Genomic DNA, 21884 nt, shown 5'->3' with positions numbered 1-21884 from the left:
CCCCTACTTCTTGCCGCCGGACTTACCAACCTTGCGGCGGATAGTCTCGGTAACGTACTTGATGCCCTTGCCCTTGTAGGGTTCAGGCTTACGAATGCGGCGAATCTTGGCGGCCATTTCGCCCACAAGTTCCTTGTCGATGCCGGAGAGGGTCAGAACCTGACCTTCAACCACGGCCTTGATGCCGTCGGGCAGTTCAACGAGCACAGGGTGGGAATAGCCCACAGAAAGCTCGATAATGTTGCCCTTGACCGCCACGCGGTAACCGACGCCGATAACTTCCAGGCCCTTGGAGAAGCCCTTGGTAACGCCTTCAATGCAGTTGGCAAGAAGGGTGCGGCGCAGGCCGTGCTGCGAACGGCTCTGGCGGGTATCTTCTATACGGCCAAGGGTCACATGACCATCGGCCTGCTCGTAAGTGAGCAGAGAGCAGACAGGGGTGCTCAGCGAGCCCTTGGGCCCTTTAACTTCCACAACATCCGTTCCGATCTTGACTTCAACGCCATTGGGAACGGCAACGGGCAGTCTACCTATTCTCGACATGGTGCACCGCCTACCAGATTTCGCACAGAAGTTCGCCGCCCACCTTCTTCTCATGGGCGGTCATGCCGTCCAGCACGCCGCTGGACGTGGACAAAATGCAGATGCCGAGGCCGTTCTGCACCCTGGGGATGTTATGCGCGCCAACATAAACCCGGCGACCGGGCGTGCTCACACGCTTCAGCCCGCTGATGACGGGCTTTCCCTTCTGGTACTTAAGGGTAATAACAATGTTTTTTTCGGCCACGGCCACGTCTTCGACGTAACCTTCCTGCTTGAGGATGGCGGCTAAAGATTCCTTCATCTTCGAGCTCGGCACATTTACTTCCTTGTGCAGGGCCAAATGCGCGTTGCGGATGCGGGTGAGCATATCCGCAATGGGATCTGTCAACATCGAATGCTCCTGAGAGTTTGGGGGCGGGGTTGACGGCACTATGCCGCCACTTCCCGCTGGCGCGCGAGGCGCGCCTCCCGGGCGTTTGCACGCCCGGAAATCTTACCAGCTCGACTTGCGCACGCCGGGCAGTTCACCACGAAGGGCCATGTTGCGGAAGCAGATACGGCAGATGCCGAACTGGCGCAGGAAAGCCCTGGGGCGACCGCAAAGCGGGCAGCGATTGTAGGCGCGGGCGCTGAACTTAGGCTTGCGCTTGGCCTTTACTTCCAGAGAAGTACGGGACATGGCTTAACTCCTACTTGCGGAACGGCATGCCAAGCTGGTCGAGAAGGAACTTGCCTTCTTTGTCCGTGGCCGCCGTGGTGACGATGGTGATGTTCATGCCCTTGGGGTTTTCAACACGGTCAGCTTCCAGTTCAGGGAAGATGGTGTGTTCTTTGATGCCCAGGGTGAAATTGCCGCGTCCATCGAAACCGCGGTCAGGGATACCACGGAAGTCACGCACTCGGGGCAGGGCAAAGTTCATGAGCTTGTCCAGAAAGTCCCACATGCGTTCCTTGCGCAGGGTGACGCGCACACCAATGGGCATGCCTTCGCGCAGCTTAAATGCGGCGATGGACTTTTTAGCCCGGGTAACCACAGCCTTCTGGCCAGCAATCGCGGTAAGTTCCGCCATGGCTTCTTCCATCAGCTTGTTGTTCGAGCTAGCGGCGCCAAGGCCGATGTTCAGAGAGATCTTTTCGATACCGGGCAGTTGCATCGAAGAGGAGTAACTGAACTCCTTCTGCAGTACCGGAACCACCTTCTCTCTATATATCTTTTCAAGGCGTGTCATCGTATCACCTTATTCCATTACTTCGTTGCACTTTTTGCAGAAGCGCACTTTCTTTTCCTTGCCCTCGGACTCGATGGTCTTGTAACCCACTCGAGTGGCCTTGCCGCAGGCAGAGCAGACAACCATAAGGTTGGACACGTGGATAGGCATTTCCTTTTCCACGATACCGCCAGGCTGCTGGGCATAGGGGTTGGGGCGCATGTGGCGCTTGACCATGTTGGTCTTTTCCACAAGCACGCGATCCTTCTTGCGCAGGATCTTCAGCACCTTGCCGATTTTGCCCGCGTCCTTGCCGGCGATTACCATCACCTTGTCGTCCTTGCGGATGCGATACATTTTCATGACGGTCTCCTACAGCACTTCCGGGGCCAGCGAAATAATTTTCATAAAGTTCTGGGCGCGCAGCTCACGGGCCACGGGGCCAAAGATACGCGTACCCACCGGCTCACCCTGGTTGGAGAGCAGCACAGCGGCGTTGCCGTCGAACTTGATGTAGCTGCCGTCCATGCGACGCACTTCTTTAGCGGTACGCACGATAACAGCCTTCATAACATCGCCCTTCTTAACCTTGCTGTGGGGCATTGCTTCCTTAACGGAAACCACGATAATGTCGCCCACCGAGGCGTAGCGGCGGTGTGAACCGCCCAGCACCTTGATGCAGGCAACCTTTTTGGCGCCGGAATTATCGGCCACCTGAAGCGTCGATTCTACCTGGATCATGGCACTACCCTACACGGCTTTTTCAATGATGGAGACCAGATGCCAGCGCTTGTTGCGCGAAAGCGGACGGAACTCCACAATTTTAACCTTGTCGCCCATACCGCATTCGTTCATGGGATCATGAGCCGTGAACTTCTTGCGGCGCCTCACATACTTCTTAAGCAGAGGATGCTTGACCAGGGTCTCGACGCGCACGACAATGGTTTTGTCGTTCTTGTCGCTCACCACAATGCCGGTCAGCATTCTGCCCTTGCGATCTTCCAGAGCTTGCATGTTCAGGCCCTCTGTTCCTTTTCGTTCAATACGGTCTCGATGCGCGCCACCTGCTTGCGCATGACTTTCAGTTCGGAAGTCTTTTCAAGCTGCGCAGCGGCATGCTTGAAGCGGGCGTTCATCAGTTCCTGGCGCTGCTCGGTAAGAGCCGTGCGCAGCTGTTCCACGCTCATGGAGCGAAGATCCTGCGCGGCGGGCCGGGCGGCGGTTTCGGTCTTTTTCTTGGCAGCCATTTAGATGCCCTCCCTCACCACAATGATGGTCTTAACGGGCAGCTTGTGAGCGGCGCGGGTCAGCGCCTCACGCGCGAGGTCAAGGCTCACGCCCTTGATTTCATACAGCACGCGGCCGGGCTTGACCGGAGCGCACCAACCCACGGGTGCGCCCTTACCGGAACCCTGACGGGTTTCCAGAGGCTTGGCCGTTACGGGGCGGTCGGGGAACACACGGATCCACACTTTGCCGCCACGCTTGATGTGACGCATCATGGCGATACGAGCAGCTTCAATCTGCTGGCTGGAAAGCTGGCCATGCTGCACGGTTTTAAGGCCGATATCACCAAACGCAATGGTGGCGCCGCGGGTGGCCAGGCCACGCAGGCGGCCTTTCTGCCACTTGCGGAATTTAACTCTTTTGGGCGCAAGCATTACTGATCAACCTCTTTGTCAAGGATTTCACCCTTATAGATCCACACCTTGACACCAATGATGCCGTAGGTGGTGTGCGCTTCGGCAAAACCGTAGTCAATGTCGGCACGCAGGGTCTGCAAGGGCACTCGGCCATCGCGGTACCATTCGGTACGGGCGATTTCTGCACCGGCCAGACGTCCGGCGCAGGTTACCTTGATGCCTTCGCCGCCAAACTTGCGGGCCATGGACACGGTACGCTTCATGGCGCGCCGGAAGGCCACGCGGCGCTCGAGCTGCTGGGCGATGTTCTCGGCCACCAGCTGGGCGTCCACTTCGGGGCGACGGATTTCGTTCACTTCAAGAGAGAACTCGCGGCCGAACTTCTGACGAAGATCGTTGCGAAGCTTTTCGATTTCCACACCCTTGCGGCCGATAACAATACCGGGGCGAGCGGTGGAAAGGATAAGCCGTACCTTGCCGCCGGCACGTTCGATCTCGATCTTGGAAACCCCGGCATGAAACAGGAGCTTCTTCACGAACGCGCGGATTTTGCTGTCTTCATAGACAAAGGCAGGGTATTCCTTCTTGCTGAACCAGCGGGACTGCCAATTCTTGTTGTACCCAAGCCGGAACCCGAACGGATGTACTTTCTGACCCATAGCCTATTCCTGCCCTTCTGCGAGTATAACGGTGATGTGGCTGGTGCGCTTGTGAATCTTGGTCGCCCGGCCTTGGGCCCGGGGCATAAAGCGCTTCCAGGTGGGGCCTTCGTTCACCACGATTTCCTTCACCACCATGGCATCCACATCAACGCCGCCCAGCTGCGAGGCATTGGCCAACGCGCTCTTGAGCACGCCGAAAAGCACGCCAGCGGGCTTGTTGGGCGTGAAGCGCAGAAGGTTCATAGCCTCCTCCACTCCAAGACCCTGCACGTTCTTGGCCACAAGACGGGTCTTGCGCGGCGAAACGCGCTGGAATTTTGCAATAGCTTTAGATTCCATATGCCTACCCTACTTCTTGCCGGCCTTGGCCTTTTTGTCGGCGGCATGCCCATGGAAGGTACGAGTGGGCGAGAATTCACCCAGCTTGTGACCAACCATGTTTTCGGTAACGAACACCGGCACGAACTTCTTGCCATTGTGCACCGCAAAGGTCAGTCCCACCATTTCGGGCAGGATGGTCGAGCGGCGCGACCAGGTCTTGACTACACGGCGGTCGCTGTTGGCCACGGTGCTGTCGACCTTTTTCATCAGATGGCCGTCAACAAACGGCCCTTTTTTCAACGATCTCGGCATGAGCTACTCCTACTTCTGGCCGCGGCGTTTGATGATCAGCCGGGAAGAGGCCTTCTTCTTGTCGCGGGTCTTGTAACCCTTGGCAGGCATACCCCAAGGCGACACAGGATGACGGCCACCAGAGCTTCTGCCTTCGCCACCGCCCAGGGGGTGGTCGATGGGGTTCATGGCAACGCCGCGAACCTTGGGACGACGACCCAGCCAGCGGTTGCGGCCAGCTTTGCCCAGAGAGATGGTTTCGTGATGCACGTTGCCCACCTGACCCACGGTAGCCACGCAGGTAGCAAGCACCTTGCGCACTTCGCCCGAGGGCAAACGCAGCAGGGCGTAGTTGCCTTCTTTGGCGACCAGCTGGGCGTAGGTACCGGCGGCGCGGCACATCTGACCGCCCTTTCCGGGGTAAAGCTCAATGTTGTGCACAACGGTACCCACAGGGATGCGGGCCATCTGCAAAGCATTGCCAGGTTTGATGTCGGCCACGACGCCATTGCGTTCGTTGATGCCGGACATGATCTTGTCACCCTGCTTCAAGCCAACCGGAGCGAGGATGTAGCGCTTTTCGCCGTCCGAATAGTGCAGCAGCGCGATACGGGCGGTACGGTTGGGATCGTATTCAATATGCGCAACAGTGGCTTCAACGCCGGTCTTGTCGCGCTTGAAATCGATGATGCGGTACAGACGCTTGACACCACCACCGCGACGGCGGCTGGTGACTCGACCCAGATTGTTGCGACCGGCCTTTTTGGTGAGGCCTTCAGTGAGCGACTTCTCAGGGCGCGTCCGGGTGATTTCCTCAAAGTCGGAAACCGTCTGGAAGCGACGCCCCGCGGAGGTCGGTTTCAGCTTGCGGACAGCCATGATTACACTCCCTCGAAGAACTCAATTTTATCGCCCTGGCGCAGCGTAACATACGCTTTCTTCCAGCCGGGCTTACGGCCAACAACGCGACCCTGGCGCTCCCTGTTCATGGGGGCGCGGCGCACTACGTTGACGGCTTCCACTTTAACATCAAAAGCCTTTTCCACGGCCTGCTTGATTTCAAGCTTGTTGGCCAGGGTGTGGACCATAAAGGCCACCTGCTGGGCTTCGTCCTTGATCAAGGTCGTCTTTTCGGTCAGCAGGGGCTTGAGCAGAACAGAAGTGGTTTCCATCTTACGCCCCCTTCTTTGCGAAACGCGCCTGAACAGGTTCGATGGCGCCTTCAAGCAGAACGAGCTGCTTGTGCTTGAGGATTTCAAGCACGCTCAGGCGATCGACAGTGGTCATGGTGAGGCCCGGAATGTTGCGAGCGGAACGGGTCAGCGCGCTGTCTTCGGCGGGAGCCACGATGAGAGCCTTGGAAAGGCCCAGCGTGTCGGCAACCTTGGCGAAATGCTTGGTCTTGGCTTCGGGCAGTTCAATACCCTTGACCACCATCAGGGTCGCGGCAGCCAGGCGGCTCGACAGGGCCATCTTCATGGCCAGGGCGCGCACCTTGCTGTTAACCTTGAAGCTGTAATCGCGGGGGCTGGGTCCGAAGATGATGGCGCCACCGCGCCAAATGGGCGAACGGTTGGAGCCGGAACGGGCGCGGCCCGTACCCTTCTGCTTCCAGGGCTTAGCACCGCCGCCGGAAACCAGCGCACGGGTCTTTACCATATGCGTGCCGGCGCGTTTGGCCGCCATCTGGGCGCGCGCCACGAGATTGAGGATTTCGGGCCTCACCTCGATTTCGAACACGTCGGAAGCCAGCGTAATTTCGCCGCTTTCCTGCTTGTTCTGGTCATATACTTTCACGGTAGCCATTGCTGCTTCCTCTACTGCTTGCGGATCAGCACCAGCCCGTTCTTGGGGCCGGGCACGGAACCTTTGACCAGAATGACGTTGTCCTCAGGACGCACATCAACGATGGTCAGGCCCATTTCCGTAACGGTTTCATTGCCCCAATGGCCCGCCATTTTCCGACCCTTAAAAACGTGGCCAGGAAAGGTGTTGTTACCAATGGAACCATTGTTGCGGTGCACCTTTTCGCAGCCGTGGGTATCTTTGGAACCGGCAAAATTCCAGCGGCGCATACGCCCCTGGTAGCCTTTACCCATGCTTGTGCCGGTCACCTTGACCGTATCGCCTGCGGCGAAAATTTCAACGGTCAGTTCCTGACCCAGCTCCTGCTCCGGCGCACCCGCAAGGCGGATTTCGCGCAGATGGCGGAAAAGACCCTTGCCAGCCTTGGCAAAGTGTCCCTGCATAGCCTTGGTGCTGTGCTTTTCCTTAGCGGGGGTCAGCGCGATCTGAACGGCGTTGTAGCCGTCCGTCTCCGCAGTTTTGACCTGGGTGACGGGGCACGGACCGGCCTCAATCACCGTGACGGGCACGGCAGCGCCAGCGCCGTCAAATATGCGGGTCATACCAAGTTTGCGACCCAAAATTCCCATTTTCTCAGCCATGACTGCCTCTCGCTAGAGCTTGATTTCCACGTCCACACCGGCGGGCAACGAAAGCTTGCCCAGCGCGTCGACGGTCTGCTGCGTGGGTTCCAGGATATCCATGAGCCGCTTGTGAATGCGCATTTCAAACTGCTCACGGGACTTTTTGTCCACATGCACGGAACGCTGCACGGTGTACTTGTGAATGTTGGTGGGCAGGGGAATTGGTCCCGCCACACCGGCACCGGTATTGCGCGCCGTATCCACGATTTCCGCAACGGCTTTATCCAGAATGCGGTAATCGTAGGCTTTGAGCTTGATCCGAATGCGATCGCTGCTAACTGTCGTCATTGTGCCTACTCCGTTTGCAAAAACATCCCGCGCGGCCTTTTGGGCTACGAGCGCGGGCTCCTTCACAGCATACGCGGGCCATGAAGCATGGCCCGAAGGGCCGACCTCACCCTGGCAAGGAACGGAAAACGGAGCAACGTAAGGGGTTGCGCTAATGCGCGCATCACGCCTGAAATTTCAGGAAGAATTCGGAAGATTGGACGCCTGAACGCGCCTGCATCATCCGCGTGATGCTCCCCAGCGTCGCCCAGGCTAAGCCGCTCATAGAAAGAGCAGCTAAGCGGTCCCGCAGGGTCACCAAATGGGGGCTATCCCCCTACCTTACAGCCCCGGGTCACGCGCGGCCTGGGGGCTGCGGTGGGATCCGTCTTTGGGCTGGAACGGCTCGACATTGTCCGGCATTCGGTAACGCCTGCACATGTCAAAACCCTCTGCAACCAGATACTGTGGTCGCTTTGGGGTGCATCAGAATGGGCTCAACCCACCCTTCCCTGCCGTCCAGGGACGCCGATAAAAATCGCTTCTTATCGCGCGGAGATTTTTTCTATCCAAGTTCCCCTTGAACGTCAAGCCATTTTTGCATTATTTTTATCACGTCATCCAGGTTTTTTGCCGCGCCAATCTTACTCCTTGACGCTTACCCCTGCAAAAAATTAAAAGAGCGCACCCTTCCGGCAATTTGCCAAGATGACTCCCTTTTGTCGCACAGTCTTCACTATTTTGCGCTAACTTGTCATCTTAGCTGTCAATATTTTCAGGAGATCCCATGTCCATGATTGAAGCCTCCAACAGGGCAAAACTCAATTCATACCAAGACACTGTCATTAATTACATTACTAAAGAGAATGGGCATATCCTGGCAGTGAGCGATGACCAAGCCTTTTGTACGCAGTTGCGCCTTACCCTTGCCAAAGAGATGGGCCTTACGGCTCAGAGCATTTTTACCGCCATTGCGGACCCCCGCATGATGCTTCGCGAGCTGCGAGACATTCTGGCCCGGCACCCTGCCCCTCTTATCTTCATGGAGCGCAGTATAGGCGGACAAGATCTGAGCTTCCTAGTTGGCCAGATCAAGCAGGCCTTTACCGCGCTTAAGATTATTGTGCTTACGGGCGATGTGCAGCGCGACCGCCTCATGCTGCTTCACGAAGTCGGGGCGGACAACTTTATTGCCAAGCCTGTTTCTGCCAATACGCTTATTGAAAAAATGGCTTTTACCCTCAGGCCGCAAAGCAAGCTGGGGCAGGTCATTGACGTGGCGAAGAAACTGTTGGCGCAAAAAAAATACGACATGGCACTGACAGCCTGCCAGAAGGTTTTGCAACTCAAGCCGGGCAGCGCTGCGGCGTTTCTGCTTATGGGCGATATTTTCCGCGCCACCCAGCAATACGACAAAGCCCGGATTGCCTACGAATCCGCCGCAAAATCTGCCGATCTCTACCTCGCTCCGCTTCAGCGCCTTGCAGAAATGTACGCGGAAATAGGGGATGTGCCCCAGCAGGTGCGTTACCTCGAAAAACTGGATTCGATCTCGCCCCTCAACGTGAACCGCAAAGTGAGCCTTGGCGAGGCCCACCTGGCAAACGGCGATGTGGAAAAGGCCGAGGCCTTTTTTGAAAAAGCTGTGGTGCAGATGAACCGGGAAGCTGCCGATGGCCTCAGCGCGCTTTCAAGCCGTATTGCCGGCATTTATGGCGAGCGCGACCCGGAAAAGGCAGAAAAATTTCTGCGCAACAGTCTTGAAGCCAAGGGCAAGCGCCTTGGCCGGGAAGATTTGGCCCTGTTCAACCAGCTTGGCATCAGCCTGCGCAGGCAGGGCCGCTGGCAGGACGCCATCACTGAATACAAGCGCGCCATCAAAATCGCCCCTGACGATCCAACGCTCTATTATAATGTAGGCATGGCCTTTGCCGAAGGCGCGGATTTTATCCAGGCCAAGGCAAATCTGGTAAGAGCTCTGGATCTGGACCCGGAAATGGTCAAGAGCAGCGCTTCCATCGCCTGTAACTTTGGAGCGGTCTTTCTTCAGTCAGGCGACCGTGACAGGTCGGTACAGTTTTTTCAGTTGGCCCTTGCCCTCAAGCCCGGCATGCAACTTGCCCTTCAAGGCTTGGAGCGTGCAAAAAAGTGATTCTGCGAGGTTGTCTGCTGGCACGGGTATAGGCGCACTTGCACCTCCCCACCTGTTCTTTGACCAATAATATTTTTGGAGCGTCACATTGCCAACCTCAATGTTATGTCTTATTTTTAAGGGATGCCGTGTATTGTCCCCTTTGGGTAAGACACTGCGCATTCAGCACATTCCGCAGCGCACCCAACATTGGTGTTTGCGCTGCGCAAGCGACTGCCCATTGTGCTAGACAGATCAGACCGAAAATGTTTGTCTGCACAGCGCGGATACTGAAAAATCCTCGCCACGGTTGCTTTCCCATTACGGACGAGACAGTAGATATACTTAGTCGGTAAGCGAGCATTTCAAAGTGAAAATGCTCTAGTAAGGAGACTTCATGTTTGGTTTTCTTTTCAAAAAAATCTTCGGCAGCACCAACGACCGCTACTTGCGCAAGCTCCGCCCCATGGTGCAGCGCATCAATGCGTTCGAGCCTGAAATGCAGCAACTGGCCGATGCCGATTTTCCTGTACGCATAGCGCAATACCGTCAGGAAGTGCAGGACGGCACCAGAACTCTGGAAGCTCTGCTGCCCGAAGTTTTTGCTCTGGTGCGCGAGGCCTCAAGCCGCAGACTGGGTATGCGTCACTATGACGTGCAGCTCATCGGCGGCATGGTGCTGCACAAGGGCAAGATTGCCGAAATGAAGACCGGTGAAGGCAAAACCCTTGTAGCTACCCTGCCCGTGGTGCTCAACGCCCTGTCAGGCAAGGGCGTGCATGTGGTCACGGTCAACGACTACCTCGCCAAGCGCGACTCGGCCTGGATGGGCCAGTTGTATGAATTCCTCGGCCTGAGCACGGGCGTTATTGTGCATGGCCTTGATGACGAAGAGCGCAAAGCCGAATACGCCAAGGATATCACCTATGGCACCAATAATGAATTCGGCTTTGACTATCTGCGCGACAACATGAAGTTCTACGCCAACCAGCTGGTGCAACGCGGGCACAATTTTGCCATTGTGGACGAAGTGGACTCCATCCTCATCGACGAAGCCAGAACGCCGCTCATCATTTCCGGCGCATCTGATGAATCGGTGGGCATGTACCGCACTGTGGACGACATTGTCCGTCAGCTCACCCCTGAGCACTACACGGTTGACGAAAAGGCCCGCACCGCCATGCTCACCGATGAAGGCGTAGCCCGGTGCGAAGAGCTGCTCAAGCTGGACAACCTTTTTGATCCCGCAAACATTACGGCCCAGCACCATGTGATGCAGTCGCTCAAGGCGCATCAGATTTTCAAGCGCGATGTGGATTATATTGTTCAAGAAGATCAGGTTATTATTGTTGACGAATTCACTGGCCGCCTTATGGCTGGCCGCCGCTATTCGGATGGCCTGCATCAGGCTCTGGAAGCCAAGGAACACGTCACCATTGCCGCTGAAAACCAGACGCTTGCCTCCATCACCTTCCAGAACTACTTCCGCCTGTACGACAAACTTTCGGGCATGACGGGTACTGCGGATACCGAAGCTGTGGAATTCCATCAGATCTACAGCCTCGAGGTTATCTCCATTCCGCCCAACAGGCCCATGGTTCGCAAGGATTATCCTGACCTTATCTACCGGTCGCGGCAGGAAAAGTTTGACGCCATTGTTGAAGCCATTGCCGAATTGCACAAAAAAGAGCAGCCAGTGCTTGTGGGCACAATTTCCATTGAAACGTCCGAAATGCTTTCGCATCGACTGAGCAAGCTCGGTATCCCGCACAGCGTGCTCAATGCCAAGCAGCATGAAAAAGAAGCCGAAATCGTGGCGCTGGCAGGCCAGAAAGGCCGCGTCACCATTGCCACCAATATGGCTGGCCGCGGCACGGACATCATGCTGGGCGAAGGCGTTGTGGATCTGGGCGGCCTGCACATTCTCGGCACAGAACGCCACGAAAGCCGCCGCATCGACAACCAGCTGCGTGGCCGCTCGGGCCGTCAGGGCGACCCCGGCTCTTCGCGCTTCTACCTTTCGCTGGAAGACGACCTCATGCGTCTCTTTGGCTCCGACCGCATCAAGGGCCTCATGGAAAAACTGGGACTGCGCGATGGCGAAGCCATTGAGAACGCCATGGTTACCCGCGCTGTGGAAGGCGCTCAAAAGCGTGTGGAAGCCCACCACTTTGAAATACGCAAAACACTGCTCGATTATGACAACGTCATGAACCAGCAGCGCGAAGTTATCTACACCCTGCGCCGCGAGCTCATGGTTGAAGAAGACCTTGAGCCTGTTTTGCAGGAATTCATGAGCGATGTGCTGGACGACGTATACAGCCCGCTGGCATCCCTGCCTGTGGACAGCCAGGACGAAGCCCGCGCCGCAGCTCTGGCGCGTCTGCGCGAGGTTTTCAACCTTGACAGGGTGCTTGAAGAAGGCGCGCGCCTGCCCGAGCGCGAAGAAACCGAGGTTATGGCACAGGGCATTCTTGACAAGCTCAAGGCAGAAACCGGCCCCACCTATGCCGACATCCTTCGTTACTTCCTGCTGGAAGAGCTTGACCGCTGCTGGAAAGAACATTTGCGCAACATGGACGCCCTGCGCGACGGCATAGGTCTGCGCGGCTACGGTCAGCGCGATCCCAAGCTGGAGTACAAGCGCGAAGGCTTTGAAATGTTCCAGGCCATGCTGTTCCAGATTCGAGAGAGCGTGTTCCGCGCCCTTACGCGTATCCGGGTGCAGATTGAGCCTATCGCCGCCGAGCCGGAACAGCAGGAGGTGGAAGCGCCGATCGAAGAGCCGCAGCATTCTCCCGTGTCGCGGGAATACCGTCATAAGGAAAGCAGCTCGCAGCTTTCTTACTCCAGCGGCGGCAGCATTTCGGAAGACCCCAAGAAGCCCGCCAAAGCCGCGCCGCGTATTGGCCGCAACGACCTTTGCCCCTGCGGCAGCGGCAAAAAGTACAAAAAGTGCTGCGGGCAGGATAAATAACTATTTATATTGCGCCACAAGCGCGATACCTAGAAATACAAAAGGCGGGGACAACCCCGCCTTTTTATGTTCCATGCTCTGTGCGTATGCTGCAACTATACTCGCGCGCGCCGATCACGCGGCGCGGCAGACAAGACGTCCTATGCCTGGGATGAAAAAAACTTTGTCCCGACGCTGCCAATGATAATCAGGGCAATGAAAAACAGCTGGGGCAGCGAAACCTTGTCGCCGAAAAAAAGCGCCCCGCCCAGGACCACGCCCACCGTGCCAGCACCTGTCCAGAGGGCATAGGTCATACCCGCCGGGAGCCCGCGCATGGCCAGCGCCAGCAGGCCCATATTCACAAAGCTCAGCGCAATGGGCACTGCCGCAGCCTGCCAGTTGCCCAACGAAGAAGCCCACTTGAGGCTGAGCGCCCACAAAATCTCGGTAACCACTGCCAAACTCAATGCAAACCATGCCATATCCAATACTCCTTTGCGTGGGCTCGGATAAAAAGGCACGGCCTGCGGAAACCCAAAAGAACAGAACAATGCATCCACGGAACGGCGTACAACTGCCATCTGCCCACAGATGTGTCAACCCGCGAAGCCTGATCCCGAAAATCAGAAATAATCCGAAAAATACGGCTTGTCCGGCGGGATCAGCGTCTCCAGCGTTTTCAGCAGATGATAGTCCATGTCGATGCGGTCATTATTGTACAGATAGGTGGGGCGCTTGTAGCCCATGAGCATGGTCGTGAGCGTTTTGATATCCAGCGAAAGGCGATGCCCTGTGCTCCAGGTGCTTACCTTTTCGCAAAACGTGCGCCCATCACGCCAGCTTACATGGAATATCCCGTTGTTCCACGGGGCCATGACATCGCTCACTTCCAGTTCAAGCGTCAATTTGGGGTCTTCAAACTGGAAGGAATACTGTTCGATAAAGCGCTGTACATCCACAATGCGGGCCATGGCGTAGGGCTGAATGCTCTCGTCAATTTCGCTGTCTTCAAACTGGAAGGCAATGGGTTCGCCAGTGTAGTTGGCGCCTTCCACCTTGGTGATCATGGAAAAATGGGCGCTGATGTAGTTCCAGATGCCGTATTTGGCCTCCTGGTTCAGGTAGACCATTTCCTTGATGCTGAAAACTTCGTTCTCAATGTAGTAGATAACATAGCCCAGGGGCTTGCCGTCGGCGCTGTAGTACACCGCCGCCATGACGTCGTCCGAATCCCAGCGCCAGTATTCCTCCCACTCCAGCTTGCCGCGAATAAGCGCGCCGTGTTCCTGAAGGGCAAAATACTTGTAAACGCGGTGCAGGTCTTCGCACTCGATGTCCACGCGCTCGATCTGCCCGTCCACCGGGTGGCGCTTGGGAAGCTGGGTGTCCTTGATGGCAAAGGTCATCTTGTCCGAAACAATTTCCCAACCGTGCTTGCGGTACAGGGGGATGGAATAGGGGCAGAGATAGGAAACTATCTGCTGCTGCGAGCGCATGTATTCAAGGCTTTTGCCGATGAGCGAATGGATCAGCCCCCGCCCCGTGTATTCGGGATACGTTGCCACGCCGGTGATGCCGCCCATTTTGCAGATTTCGCCCTGGATATTCACTTCCATCGGGTAGATGACGATCTGCGAGGCAAGGTGCCCCTTGTAGAACCAGCCCATGACGTGCGATGCCTCAAATATGGGCATCTTGGACTGCTTCATCTCCATGTCAGACCAGCCGATGCGGGCCATTTCAGATGTGCTGACCTGAAAAGCGTAGCGCAGCAGGGCCTCAAACTCCTCAAAATCTTCTTCGCCAAGCTGGCGCAATTCAAAGGCTTCTGTGCCTACGTCCTTGCCCGAAGGGGCTTCTCTGTGGGGGGCGGCAGTGCCCTGCGCGGCTGACCCGCGCTCGGGTCGGGCAACGGGAACAAGCGGCGCGCCATCGCGTTCGTCAGGGGGAACCCCTGCGCCACGAAAAGGATGCGGCTCAAGCCGTGGCCCCTCAAGAGGGGGAAGATGTTGCTGTTTATGAAGAATACGCATGCAATGCCTTCCAGATAAGTGTGGAAAACCGCTGTACATCGGGTGACCCGATTGCGCAAGAGGTTTGACTTGGCCGCCGCAAACGGGCGGTTGGGGGGCTGATCAGATATGGAGGCCGGCAGCGTCGCGGCGTTCTTTCAAGCCTTCAAGCACAGCCGAGCTGACGCGCAAGCCCCCGTAGCCCTGTCCCAGACGGATAGTGGGCTTGTTTGATCCGTGATAGTCCGATCCGCCGGAAACGCCAAGGTCAAAACGCTTGGCCAGGGCCAGGCAGGTGCGTATATCGGCCTCGGAATGCTCGCTGTGGTAGGCCTCAATGGCGCTGAGCCCGTATTCCTTGAGGCGGGCCACCATGGAATCCAGCCACCCGGCGGGGGCCTTCCAGAGCAGCGGATGCGCCAGGCATACCGTCGCCCCCATGGAGGCCAGCAACCGGACGCTTTCATCAGGCTCCAGCACGGTTTTGGGTAAATATGCCTTGCCCCGGCTGCCCAGAAATTCCTTGAAAACCTGCCGGGGATCCTTGGCGAATCCCTTGCGAAGCATCACAGCCGCGATGTGCGGTCGCCCCACGCTTTCGCCCCTGGCCGCCGCCAGCACTTCTTCCATGCTGATGTCGTAGCCGAGATCCTGCAACTTTTTTACTATGCCTACATTGCGCTCTGCCCGCATTTCGCGCAGCCAGCGCAGTTTTTCCAGCAAAGGCTGGGGATTTTCCGGTAGCCACAAGCCAAGAATGTGCAGTTCGCCCAGTTCCGTGCCTGTCGAAATTTCGCAGCCGCGCACAACCTCAATACCAAGCTCGCGCCCGGTCCGCTGCCCCTCATCAAGGCCAGACAGGGTATCGTGGTCAGTAATTGCCACTGCGGCAAGGCCTGCGGCATGGGCCTTGCCCACAAGCTGGGCCGGTGTGTCCGTACCGTCAGAAGCGGTGGAATGCGTGTGCAGATCGATAAACTTCATACTATCTTTCATGGGATAATTATTATACCGCAAAATGACAATATGGGGCAAGCCTTGAACTGGAAGACGCTTGGAGATAGACTACCCCCTCACGATTAACAGAAGGATTCTTTATGCCTATGGAAACCCGCGAGTTACTGCAAATTCTGGCTTGCCCCAAATGCCTGGGCAACCTTGTGGCGCTGGAAGACAACGGTTCAGTCGCCGCCTTTGCCTGCAAGGCCTGCGGCGTGGTCTATCCAGTGCGCGACAATATTCCCATCATGCTTGTGGAAGAAGCGATTCCCCTTGAAGACTGGAACAGGGAACACCCTGCTGCCAAGGAATGCGCCTGATGCGTCTGCTTGTTGCCTCCGACCTGCACGGGTCTGTTGAAAGTCTGCTTTTTTTGCTGGAAAAAGCGCGTGAGCTTACCCCTGACGCACTGGTGCTGCTCGGCGATCTGGTTTACCACGGCCCGCGCAACCCCCTGCCGCAGGGCTACGACACCCGCTCTGTACTGCAAACCATGCCCGATCTTTCGGCCTTGCCCTGCCCGGTGATGGCAGTGCGCGGCAACTGCGATGCCGAGGTTGATCTGTGCCTTTTGCCCTTTGCAGTCACAGAATCCACCTGGATTGAAGCAGACGGGCTGAGCATTTTTGCCAGCCACGGGCACCACCTTCCAGAGCGCCCGCCGTGCCCCGGCATCAAGGCCGGAACGGTGCTCTTGCGCGGGCATACCCATGTGCCGCGCGGCGAAACCATTGATGGCCTGCACTTCTGGAACCCCGGCTCCCTTTCCCTGCCCAAGAGCGGCTCGCCCCGCACCTACGGCCTTATAGAAAACGGCGTCTTTTGCGTGCTGGACATGCAGGGCGGCGAAATCTTGCGCCACGCCCTCGCACCGCGCTAATCAGGTTTTACCATGTCCTACAATCTTGCCCCGTGCCCGGCCCCTGCCGATACGTCCGCGCAGCTGCGCCCGCTGTTCCGCATGGCCTCAGGCCTTGAATTGCTGCTGGCTTCGGCCTCGCCCCGCAGACGGCAGTTTTTGAACGAATGGGGGGTCCCCTTCCGTCTGGCCCTCACCAATGCTGATGAACCACGCCCGGAACAGGGGGAATCCCCGGAGGCGTATACCCGCCGCGCGGCCGCTGCCAAGGCGCTGGCATCAGGCCATGCAGTTCGCCAGCAAGGCGCAGCCAACCATGAATTGCAGCCCGTGATTCTGGCCGCAGATACCGTTGTGGCCGTGGACGGCGATATTCTTGGCAAGCCGGAAAACCCGGCTCACGCCTTGCGCATGCTGGAGCGCCTCAACGGTCGCGGGCATGAAGTTATCAGCGCCGTGTGCCTGCTCCTGCCTGCCGATGCAGCCATTGGCTCTGTGCAAGCAGCCGCCGCATCTGCTGGCACCAATACTGGCCCCAATGTAGACGAATGCTGTATCGATTCGTACCGCATGCTGTCATTCAGCGACACCAGCCGTGTTATCTTCCACCACTGGCCTCAGCCTGTGCTGCAAGCCTATCTGGACACTGGCGAGCCGCACGACAAAGCGGGCGCATATGCCATCCAGGGGCAGGGAGCCGTGCTGGTTGAGCGCGTTGACGGCTCATGGAGCACCGTCGTGGGCCTGCCCGTCACCCAGCTTGCCCAGGTCATGCTGGACAGGGGCCTCATGCTGCCCTGCGCCTGACAGATACTCCCTTTTCGCCATGACACAGCTGCCCTCCGGGCTGTGTCATGACTGCTTTCCCTTCCCCAACGGCCCACAATCAGTCGTCCTTGCGCCACGAAAGCATGGAAATATGCGCCCATGCTTCTGCTATCCCTGTCCTGCCCTGCCAAGAGATTCTCTGCTGCCCCGCTGCCCTCGTCGTGGCCATGTCCCTTTTTTTCCACTGCGCGCCGGATTACCGCAAACGCCTAGCGATGGTTTCTGTGCCTCAGCCAAGCCGTTTTGGCAGGCAGGAGCGCTTTTTTTGCCCTTTCCAAGATGGTACTGAAAGAATCAAAAAAAAATGAAAAAAAGTTTGCCGCTAATTGTGAATTATTTCTTCAATTGGTATGGCGTTCCAATCCGCATGGACTGGTATCCTAGGTTGCCATTTATGCCACTTTGTGAAACTATGTACAGGCATGACTGAAAGATCAATCAATTCCGGGCTCTTGACGCCTCTCTAAAATATTTTTAGTGCTGTACCATGGAATTATTTCACCTCTAGAAATTCTATGCAACACACAGGAGGGAGGATTTAATCATGTCCCAGGAAAGGATCACAACGCTGTTAAATGAGAACCGCAGCTATCTTCCACCTGAGCACGGCAAAACTTCTGCATGGGTATGTGGGCCAGAAGAATATGACGCTCTCTGCAGCCGCGCACTGGAAGACCCCAACGACTTTTGGGGTGCGCGAGCATCGCAGTTGATCCATTGGTTCAAACGCTGGGACAAAGTGCTGGAAGCAGATGAGGTAAACCATAAATACAGATGGTTTACAGGCGGCAAACTTAATGCCTCCTTTAACTGTATCGACAGGCATCTCATCTCTGGGCGGCGCAACAAGGCCGCGCTTATCTGGCAGGGCGAGAAGGAAACAGACGTTCGCTGCTACACCTACCAGATGCTCTATACCGAGGTGTGCCGCGTTGCGCATGCTTTGAGTTCGCTGCGCATCCGCAAGGGCGATCATGTGGCTTTGTACATGCCCATGATCCCGGAACTTTTTATCGCCATGCTGGCCTGCGCCCGCATTGGCGCCATCCACACGGCCATCTTTTCCGGCTATGCGGAGGGCGGCGTGCGCAGCCGTATTCAGGGTTGCAAGGCGCGCGTTGTCATCACGGCGGACGCAGCGGTGCGCGGCGGCAAGTTCAAGCCCCTCAAGGCCAATCTTGACCCCATCCTTGAAAAGTGCCCCTCGGTGGCGCACGTGGTTGTGGTCAAGCATGCCGGCATTGACGGCGTGAACATGCAGCGCAACCGCGATGTGTGGTGGCATGACCTGATCGATGACTTTACCCTTAACCCGGACTTTCCCTGCGAGCCCATGGATGCCAACGATACGCTCTTTCTGCTGCACACAAGCGGCAGTACGGGCAAGCCCACGGGCGTCATGCATTCCACTGGCGGCTACCTCACATACGCGGCGCACTCCACGCAGTGGTGCTTCGACATGCGCGACGACGATGTGTACTGGTGCACGGCGGATGCAGGCTGGATCACAGGTCACACCTATGGCGTGTACGGCCCGCTTTCGCTTGGGGCCACCACGCTCATGTTTGAAGGCGTGCCCACATGGCCATACCCTGACCGCTACTGGCGCATTGTGGAGAACTTCCGGGTCAACATCTTCTATACCGCGCCCACGGTCATCCGCTCGCTCATGCGTATGAACGAGGCCTGGACAGAACGCTATGACCTCCGCAGCCTGCGCATTCTTGGCAGCGTGGGCGAACCCATCAACCCCGAGGCGTGGCATTGGTACCACAAGAACATCGGCGGCGGCGAGCTGCCCATCGTGGACACATGGTGGCAGACCGAAACCGGCGGCGCCATGATTGCCCCCATGCCCTATGCCACCAAGCTCAAACCGGGTTCGGCCTCCAAGCCCCTGCCCGGCATTGACGCTGCCGTTATTGGCACGGCCTCGCGTGACGGCGACGAAGCCGAAGCGGGCAGCAAGGCCGGGCATCTGGTCATCCGACGCCCCTGGCCCGGCATGATGCAGGGCGTATATAATGATGAAGAAAAGTACCAGTCCTACTTCTCACGCTTCGGCTGTTATTCGTCAGGCGATGCGGCAGAAGTTGATCAGGACGGCTACTTCTGGATTCTGGGACGCGTGGACGACTCCATCAACGTGTCGGGGCATCGGCTCTCCACGGCAGAAATTGAAGCCGTGCTGGCGGCCTGCCCCGAAGTTGGCGAAGCCGCCGTGGTGCCCATGCCCCACGCCCTCAAGGGCGAAGGCATCTACGCCTATGTGGTCACGCGGGATGAAGTGCCGTGGAGCGCGCAACTGCGCGTAAAACTGCGCGATGCCGTGCGCCGCGACATCGGCGCGCTTGCCAGCCCGGAATTCATCCAGTTTGTGGACGCCATGCCCAAGACCACCTCGGGCAAGATCATCCGCCGCATGCTGCGCAAGATCGCTGGCGACAGCTATGAAGACATCGGCGACACCACTTCGCTGGCAGAACCGGAAGTCATCGGCAAAATAATTGAAGGACACCGCAACCTTGTTGCAGGCAGGCACGAAACGGAAAGCGCCCCCGAAGGCGCTGCCGAGACCGCGCAGGTCTGATACTTCAGGTGCAGGGCTGCCCGGAGCGGCTTTGCACTCTAACCGGGGCGCACCCTCAACGTCCCGGCAAAACAGCACACCCCCGCAGATTGTGCCATCGCGGGGGTGTGCTGCTGTCTGATGTACAGCAAAGCCAGACTGGTAAAATGAGCATGGCCGCATGATCACGCAGGGTATTGAGGTATGTTCCGGGGCTGGCCTGCAAAAAAATTATCTGCGCGCCATATTACCGCCAGACCAGTGCCCGTGGCTGACTGCGGATTTACAGATTTCCCTGAGAGGCTCTGATTACTTTGCTGGTTGTTCCCGCCGGGAGTCGCCTTTCTGCCGGTCATGCGGGGCAGTATCTGCCGCCTGCACCGATTCATTTTGCGCCGATTCGTTCTGCACAGGTTCATCGGGCGATTGCGCCTCATCCGTCTTATCTGTTCCAGCCACAGCGCTCCAGCGCCCCAGCGTGTCGCGCATCCACGCCCACACAGCCCGGCTTTCTTCAGGCATGCACATGGAGGCAAGGCACAAGGCAATTACCAAAAGAGCAAGAGCCGCCAGCACCAGAGCCAGGGCCTGCGCCGCAAGGGCAAAGGCTGCCACAGCTACAAATATCGTCAGCAGCCACTTGCCTGTAAATGCGGCGCAGCGCGTACAGGCAGCGCGTACACTGTCAAGGGAAGCTTTCATTAAACAGCCTTGCGCCGAACCCACACGTGGCGGCTGGCCATCAAAGCCCAGGCAAGGCCCGCCAGCAGATGCAGCGGCTTGGGTCCGGACAGGCCGGAAGCAAGGCACACCCCTGCCACGCCCAGCATGGCCCGAACTTCGAGTTTTCGCTGCGAAATGCCCAGGATATTTCTTTTGTCGCCCCTGCTGCCCGAGGAAAATCCCCTGGTTGCAGCGCTGCTGTCACCGCGCTGGCTGCGCCACTGCTCACCCCGACGGGCGCGTGCCTCGGCGCGCAGCTCAGCAGCCACCTCAGCCTGAGGACGGGCCAGAACCGGCACGCTCTGCTCTAGCCGCTGGCACAGGCTGGCAACGTCCACACCCGGTTTGAGAATCAGCAGCATGGATTCAGAGCCGGGGCGCACCTCAAGCACGTCCTTCTCTTTGCCAAGCGTTTTCTGCACAGCGCTGCGCACGGCAACCTCACCCAGAGCAGGATGGCGCAAACGCGCCCGGCCTTCCATACTATGTGCTACATATTGAGGAAACATGGCCTCTCCTTGTTCCAGGGCTAAAGCCCTGATCTGCTATCAAATTTGAAAACGACTTTCTTTTCTCTTGACACAGAACCGTAATGAAGGCAAGGTTGATCCGTGGATTACAGCAAGGGTTACACACCCGGCCTGCTCATCCAGAACGGTTAAAAGCCATTGAACAAATTTGCCACCAGCATCAAACATAGAGAGTGCACGCATGAGCCAGATTGTCAATCTGCGTCAGATGCAAGTAGGACAGCAGGGAAAGATTGCAGCCGTTGAAGCCCTTGGCGAAATGAACCGCCGCATCCGCGACATGGGTCTTATCCCCGGCACCACGGTATCCATTGTAGGCCGCGCGCCTCTTAAGGATCCTGTCGCCTTGCGCCTTTCAGGCGTAACCATCTCCTTGCGCAACAGCGAAGCCGACTTCATCAAAGTTGACCTTTCCGGCGCGTCCAGCTAGCTTTTATCTAAGCATCCTACCCTGAAAATTTGCCAGTTTTACCGTCCGGTCGCAAGTGAGCGACCGGACGGAGGCTGGACTATTATCTCGATTCGGCCATCTGCCGCATGCTGGAATCGCTGACCGAATCTGGACACACACGAGCAAGGAGAAGGAAAATGAACGAAGGCATGAAGTGCGGTTTGTGGTTTTTGGGCGGCGTTGCCCTTGGCGTGCTCGGCGCGGTGGCCGTAAGCAAGGGCAAGCTGGATTTCAAGCCCCTGGCCACTGACCTTTTGAGCCGCGGCATGGACGTAAAAGACGCCCTGCTGAGCAAGGTCGAAGCCATCAAGGAAGATGTGGAAGACCTCACCGCCGAGGCACGCCTTGCTGCGGAAAAACGCAAGACCACCAAGGATGCCGCCGAGGCCTAATCCCGCA

The 21884-nt window shown here is 57.4% G+C and carries 30 protein-coding genes; 8 read left to right on the top strand and 22 right to left on the bottom strand.

Going from position 1 to position 21884, the window contains the following annotated elements; genetic code table 11:
- Positions 1 to 3: 3 nt before the first annotated feature.
- The 17 genes from rplF to rpsJ form a co-directional block, all read right to left on the bottom strand.
- Complete coding sequence (rplF, locus tag ACUZ9Q_RS03675) at positions 4 to 543, bottom strand: 50S ribosomal protein L6 (RefSeq protein ID WP_022658161.1); 540 nt, start codon at positions 541 to 543, stop codon at positions 4 to 6.
- Positions 544 to 553: 10 nt separating this feature from the next.
- Positions 554 to 934, bottom strand: a complete 381-nt coding sequence (rpsH, locus tag ACUZ9Q_RS03670) for a 30S ribosomal protein S8 (RefSeq protein WP_022658160.1) — start codon at positions 932 to 934, stop codon at positions 554 to 556.
- Positions 935 to 1036: 102 nt separating this feature from the next.
- Entirely contained in the window at positions 1037 to 1222 is a 186-nt protein-coding gene (locus ACUZ9Q_RS03665; protein ID WP_012624307.1) for a type Z 30S ribosomal protein S14, read from the bottom strand.
- 10 nt (positions 1223 to 1232) lie between these two features.
- Positions 1233 to 1772: a 50S ribosomal protein L5 gene (gene rplE, locus ACUZ9Q_RS03660; protein WP_022658159.1), complete on the bottom strand. Its 540-nt coding sequence runs from the start codon at positions 1770 to 1772 to the stop codon at positions 1233 to 1235.
- A gap of 9 nt (positions 1773 to 1781) precedes the next feature.
- The gene (rplX, locus tag ACUZ9Q_RS03655) at positions 1782 to 2114 is read right to left on the bottom strand and encodes a 50S ribosomal protein L24 (RefSeq protein WP_022658158.1); all 333 of its coding nucleotides are present in this window, start codon (positions 2112 to 2114) and stop codon (positions 1782 to 1784) included.
- A gap of 9 nt (positions 2115 to 2123) precedes the next feature.
- Positions 2124 to 2492, bottom strand: a complete 369-nt coding sequence (gene rplN / locus ACUZ9Q_RS03650) for a 50S ribosomal protein L14 (RefSeq protein WP_022658157.1) — start codon at positions 2490 to 2492, stop codon at positions 2124 to 2126.
- A 9-nt stretch (positions 2493 to 2501) separates the two neighbouring features.
- Entirely contained in the window at positions 2502 to 2765 is a 264-nt protein-coding gene (rpsQ, locus tag ACUZ9Q_RS03645) for a 30S ribosomal protein S17 (RefSeq protein WP_022658156.1), read from the bottom strand.
- A 2-nt stretch (positions 2766 to 2767) separates the two neighbouring features.
- The gene (gene rpmC / locus ACUZ9Q_RS03640; RefSeq protein ID WP_192113621.1) at positions 2768 to 2998 is read right to left on the bottom strand and encodes a 50S ribosomal protein L29; all 231 of its coding nucleotides are present in this window, start codon (positions 2996 to 2998) and stop codon (positions 2768 to 2770) included.
- Positions 2999 to 3412: a 50S ribosomal protein L16 gene (gene rplP / locus ACUZ9Q_RS03635; protein WP_022658154.1), complete on the bottom strand. Its 414-nt coding sequence runs from the start codon at positions 3410 to 3412 to the stop codon at positions 2999 to 3001.
- On the bottom strand, positions 3412 to 4053 hold the full coding sequence (gene rpsC, locus ACUZ9Q_RS03630; protein WP_192113622.1) for a 30S ribosomal protein S3: 642 nt from the start codon (positions 4051 to 4053) through the stop codon (positions 3412 to 3414). Before rpsC ends, rplP begins: the two co-directional genes overlap by 1 nt.
- Positions 4054 to 4056: 3 nt before the next feature.
- Positions 4057 to 4395: a 50S ribosomal protein L22 gene (gene rplV / locus ACUZ9Q_RS03625; protein ID WP_022658152.1), complete on the bottom strand. Its 339-nt coding sequence runs from the start codon at positions 4393 to 4395 to the stop codon at positions 4057 to 4059.
- Between the two features lie 9 nt (positions 4396 to 4404).
- Entirely contained in the window at positions 4405 to 4689 is a 285-nt protein-coding gene (gene rpsS, locus ACUZ9Q_RS03620; RefSeq protein ID WP_022658151.1) for a 30S ribosomal protein S19, read from the bottom strand.
- Positions 4690 to 4698: 9 nt separating this feature from the next.
- Positions 4699 to 5547: a 50S ribosomal protein L2 gene (gene rplB, locus ACUZ9Q_RS03615; RefSeq protein ID WP_192113623.1), complete on the bottom strand. Its 849-nt coding sequence runs from the start codon at positions 5545 to 5547 to the stop codon at positions 4699 to 4701.
- A gap of 2 nt (positions 5548 to 5549) precedes the next feature.
- On the bottom strand, positions 5550 to 5840 hold the full coding sequence (gene rplW / locus ACUZ9Q_RS03610) for a 50S ribosomal protein L23 (RefSeq protein WP_192113624.1): 291 nt from the start codon (positions 5838 to 5840) through the stop codon (positions 5550 to 5552).
- 1 nt (position 5841) lies between these two features.
- Positions 5842 to 6474: a 50S ribosomal protein L4 gene (rplD, locus tag ACUZ9Q_RS03605; RefSeq protein WP_192113625.1), complete on the bottom strand. Its 633-nt coding sequence runs from the start codon at positions 6472 to 6474 to the stop codon at positions 5842 to 5844.
- Positions 6475 to 6485: 11 nt separating this feature from the next.
- Positions 6486 to 7115 carry a 50S ribosomal protein L3 gene (gene rplC / locus ACUZ9Q_RS03600; protein WP_192113626.1) on the bottom strand — a complete coding sequence of 210 codons (630 nt, stop codon included), beginning with the start codon at positions 7113 to 7115 and terminating at the stop codon, positions 6486 to 6488.
- Positions 7116 to 7127: 12 nt separating this feature from the next.
- Positions 7128 to 7445, bottom strand: coding sequence for a 30S ribosomal protein S10 (rpsJ, locus tag ACUZ9Q_RS03595; protein WP_022658146.1), 318 nt, complete (start codon positions 7443 to 7445; stop codon positions 7128 to 7130).
- A gap of 766 nt (positions 7446 to 8211) precedes the next feature.
- Here rpsJ and ACUZ9Q_RS03590 point away from each other — a divergent pair.
- Both ACUZ9Q_RS03590 and secA read left to right on the top strand, forming a co-directional pair.
- Entirely contained in the window at positions 8212 to 9576 is a 1365-nt protein-coding gene (locus ACUZ9Q_RS03590) for a tetratricopeptide repeat protein (protein WP_323390646.1), read from the top strand.
- A gap of 376 nt (positions 9577 to 9952) precedes the next feature.
- Positions 9953 to 12532, top strand: coding sequence for a preprotein translocase subunit SecA (gene secA / locus ACUZ9Q_RS03585; RefSeq protein WP_192113627.1), 2580 nt, complete (start codon positions 9953 to 9955; stop codon positions 12530 to 12532).
- Between the two features lie 140 nt (positions 12533 to 12672).
- Here secA and ACUZ9Q_RS03580 read toward each other — a convergent pair whose 3' ends face one another.
- From ACUZ9Q_RS03580 to ACUZ9Q_RS03570, 3 genes are all read right to left on the bottom strand, one after another.
- Positions 12673 to 12996, bottom strand: a complete 324-nt coding sequence (locus ACUZ9Q_RS03580) for a DMT family transporter (protein ID WP_192113628.1) — start codon at positions 12994 to 12996, stop codon at positions 12673 to 12675.
- Positions 12997 to 13137: 141 nt separating this feature from the next.
- The gene (locus tag ACUZ9Q_RS03575) at positions 13138 to 14547 is read right to left on the bottom strand and encodes a GNAT family N-acetyltransferase (protein WP_225530076.1); all 1410 of its coding nucleotides are present in this window, start codon (positions 14545 to 14547) and stop codon (positions 13138 to 13140) included.
- 102 nt (positions 14548 to 14649) lie between these two features.
- Positions 14650 to 15510 (bottom strand): PHP domain-containing protein, encoded by an 861-nt coding sequence (locus tag ACUZ9Q_RS03570; RefSeq protein WP_192113629.1) that lies wholly within the window; start codon positions 15508 to 15510, stop codon positions 14650 to 14652.
- A 113-nt stretch (positions 15511 to 15623) separates the two neighbouring features.
- On the opposite strand from ACUZ9Q_RS03570, the gene ACUZ9Q_RS03565 reads away from it, so the two are divergent.
- The 4 genes from ACUZ9Q_RS03565 to acs all read left to right on the top strand — a co-directional run bounded on the left by ACUZ9Q_RS03565 (position 15624) and on the right by acs (position 19802).
- On the top strand, positions 15624 to 15845 hold the full coding sequence (locus ACUZ9Q_RS03565; RefSeq protein WP_022658140.1) for a Trm112 family protein: 222 nt from the start codon (positions 15624 to 15626) through the stop codon (positions 15843 to 15845).
- Positions 15845 to 16405 carry a phosphodiesterase gene (gene yfcE, locus ACUZ9Q_RS03560; protein WP_449247339.1) on the top strand — a complete coding sequence of 187 codons (561 nt, stop codon included), beginning with the start codon at positions 15845 to 15847 and terminating at the stop codon, positions 16403 to 16405. The genes ACUZ9Q_RS03565 and yfcE overlap by 1 nt, the downstream gene beginning before the upstream one ends.
- Before the next feature lie 12 nt (positions 16406 to 16417).
- Positions 16418 to 17191, top strand: coding sequence for a Maf family protein (locus ACUZ9Q_RS03555; protein WP_449247338.1), 774 nt, complete (start codon positions 16418 to 16420; stop codon positions 17189 to 17191).
- Between the two features lie 565 nt (positions 17192 to 17756).
- The gene (gene acs / locus ACUZ9Q_RS03550; RefSeq protein ID WP_449247337.1) at positions 17757 to 19802 is read left to right on the top strand and encodes an acetate--CoA ligase; all 2046 of its coding nucleotides are present in this window, start codon (positions 17757 to 17759) and stop codon (positions 19800 to 19802) included.
- A gap of 288 nt (positions 19803 to 20090) precedes the next feature.
- Here the strand turns inward: acs and ACUZ9Q_RS03545 are convergent, their stop codons facing one another.
- Both ACUZ9Q_RS03545 and ACUZ9Q_RS03540 read right to left on the bottom strand, forming a co-directional pair.
- A complete protein-coding gene (locus ACUZ9Q_RS03545) occupies positions 20091 to 20483 on the bottom strand; it encodes a hypothetical protein (protein ID WP_449247336.1) in 393 nt (130 codons plus the stop codon).
- Positions 20483 to 21013, bottom strand: a complete 531-nt coding sequence (locus ACUZ9Q_RS03540; protein ID WP_227118746.1) for a hypothetical protein — start codon at positions 21011 to 21013, stop codon at positions 20483 to 20485. The genes ACUZ9Q_RS03545 and ACUZ9Q_RS03540 overlap by 1 nt, the downstream gene beginning before the upstream one ends.
- 202 nt (positions 21014 to 21215) lie before the next feature.
- On the opposite strand from ACUZ9Q_RS03540, the gene ACUZ9Q_RS03535 reads away from it, so the two are divergent.
- Both ACUZ9Q_RS03535 and ACUZ9Q_RS03530 read left to right on the top strand, forming a co-directional pair.
- A complete protein-coding gene (locus ACUZ9Q_RS03535) occupies positions 21216 to 21464 on the top strand; it encodes a FeoA family protein (RefSeq protein WP_022658134.1) in 249 nt (82 codons plus the stop codon).
- A 158-nt stretch (positions 21465 to 21622) separates the two neighbouring features.
- Positions 21623 to 21877 carry a hypothetical protein gene (locus tag ACUZ9Q_RS03530; protein ID WP_192113635.1) on the top strand — a complete coding sequence of 85 codons (255 nt, stop codon included), beginning with the start codon at positions 21623 to 21625 and terminating at the stop codon, positions 21875 to 21877.
- The last annotated feature ends 7 nt before the right edge of the window (positions 21878 to 21884 follow it).

Source organism: Desulfovibrio desulfopostgatei, assembly GCF_053570645.1.
The sequence above is the reverse complement of the archived record's forward strand: the minus strand, read 5'-3'. Positions and strand labels throughout refer to the sequence as shown.

Excerpts from the sequence above, each read along its gene's own strand:
- rplF (WP_022658161.1), bottom strand. The coding sequence starts at position 543 with ATGTCGAGAATAGGTAGACTGCCCGTTGCCGTTCCCAATGGCGTTGAA.
- rpsH (WP_022658160.1), bottom strand. The coding sequence starts at position 934 with ATGTTGACAGATCCCATTGCGGATATGCTCACCCGCATCCGCAACGCG.
- ACUZ9Q_RS03665 (WP_012624307.1), bottom strand. The coding sequence starts at position 1,222 with ATGTCCCGTACTTCTCTGGAAGTAAAGGCCAAGCGCAAGCCTAAGTTC.
- rplE (WP_022658159.1), bottom strand. The coding sequence starts at position 1,772 with ATGACACGCCTTGAAAAGATATATAGAGAGAAGGTGGTTCCGGTACTG.
- rplX (WP_022658158.1), bottom strand. The coding sequence starts at position 2,114 with ATGAAAATGTATCGCATCCGCAAGGACGACAAGGTGATGGTAATCGCC.
- rplN (WP_022658157.1), bottom strand. The coding sequence starts at position 2,492 with ATGATCCAGGTAGAATCGACGCTTCAGGTGGCCGATAATTCCGGCGCC.
- rpsQ (WP_022658156.1), bottom strand. The coding sequence starts at position 2,765 with ATGCAAGCTCTGGAAGATCGCAAGGGCAGAATGCTGACCGGCATTGTG.
- rpmC (WP_192113621.1), bottom strand. The coding sequence starts at position 2,998 with ATGGCTGCCAAGAAAAAGACCGAAACCGCCGCCCGGCCCGCCGCGCAG.
- rplP (WP_022658154.1), bottom strand. The coding sequence starts at position 3,412 with ATGCTTGCGCCCAAAAGAGTTAAATTCCGCAAGTGGCAGAAAGGCCGC.
- rpsC (WP_192113622.1), bottom strand. The coding sequence starts at position 4,053 with ATGGGTCAGAAAGTACATCCGTTCGGGTTCCGGCTTGGGTACAACAAG.
- rplV (WP_022658152.1), bottom strand. The coding sequence starts at position 4,395 with ATGGAATCTAAAGCTATTGCAAAATTCCAGCGCGTTTCGCCGCGCAAG.
- rpsS (WP_022658151.1), bottom strand. The coding sequence starts at position 4,689 with ATGCCGAGATCGTTGAAAAAAGGGCCGTTTGTTGACGGCCATCTGATG.
- rplB (WP_192113623.1), bottom strand. The coding sequence starts at position 5,547 with ATGGCTGTCCGCAAGCTGAAACCGACCTCCGCGGGGCGTCGCTTCCAG.
- rplW (WP_192113624.1), bottom strand. The coding sequence starts at position 5,840 with ATGGAAACCACTTCTGTTCTGCTCAAGCCCCTGCTGACCGAAAAGACG.
- rplD (WP_192113625.1), bottom strand. The coding sequence starts at position 6,474 with ATGGCTACCGTGAAAGTATATGACCAGAACAAGCAGGAAAGCGGCGAA.
- rplC (WP_192113626.1), bottom strand. The coding sequence starts at position 7,115 with ATGGCTGAGAAAATGGGAATTTTGGGTCGCAAACTTGGTATGACCCGC.
- rpsJ (WP_022658146.1), bottom strand. The coding sequence starts at position 7,445 with ATGACGACAGTTAGCAGCGATCGCATTCGGATCAAGCTCAAAGCCTAC.
- ACUZ9Q_RS03590 (WP_323390646.1), top strand. The coding sequence starts at position 8,212 with ATGTCCATGATTGAAGCCTCCAACAGGGCAAAACTCAATTCATACCAA.
- secA (WP_192113627.1), top strand. The coding sequence starts at position 9,953 with ATGTTTGGTTTTCTTTTCAAAAAAATCTTCGGCAGCACCAACGACCGC.
- ACUZ9Q_RS03580 (WP_192113628.1), bottom strand. The coding sequence starts at position 12,996 with ATGGCATGGTTTGCATTGAGTTTGGCAGTGGTTACCGAGATTTTGTGG.
- ACUZ9Q_RS03575 (WP_225530076.1), bottom strand. The coding sequence starts at position 14,547 with ATGCGTATTCTTCATAAACAGCAACATCTTCCCCCTCTTGAGGGGCCA.
- ACUZ9Q_RS03570 (WP_192113629.1), bottom strand. The coding sequence starts at position 15,510 with ATGAAGTTTATCGATCTGCACACGCATTCCACCGCTTCTGACGGTACG.
- ACUZ9Q_RS03565 (WP_022658140.1), top strand. The coding sequence starts at position 15,624 with ATGCCTATGGAAACCCGCGAGTTACTGCAAATTCTGGCTTGCCCCAAA.
- yfcE (WP_449247339.1), top strand. The coding sequence starts at position 15,845 with ATGCGTCTGCTTGTTGCCTCCGACCTGCACGGGTCTGTTGAAAGTCTG.
- ACUZ9Q_RS03555 (WP_449247338.1), top strand. The coding sequence starts at position 16,418 with ATGTCCTACAATCTTGCCCCGTGCCCGGCCCCTGCCGATACGTCCGCG.
- acs (WP_449247337.1), top strand. The coding sequence starts at position 17,757 with ATGTCCCAGGAAAGGATCACAACGCTGTTAAATGAGAACCGCAGCTAT.
- ACUZ9Q_RS03545 (WP_449247336.1), bottom strand. The coding sequence starts at position 20,483 with ATGAAAGCTTCCCTTGACAGTGTACGCGCTGCCTGTACGCGCTGCGCC.
- ACUZ9Q_RS03540 (WP_227118746.1), bottom strand. The coding sequence starts at position 21,013 with ATGTTTCCTCAATATGTAGCACATAGTATGGAAGGCCGGGCGCGTTTG.
- ACUZ9Q_RS03535 (WP_022658134.1), top strand. The coding sequence starts at position 21,216 with ATGAGCCAGATTGTCAATCTGCGTCAGATGCAAGTAGGACAGCAGGGA.
- ACUZ9Q_RS03530 (WP_192113635.1), top strand. The coding sequence starts at position 21,623 with ATGAACGAAGGCATGAAGTGCGGTTTGTGGTTTTTGGGCGGCGTTGCC.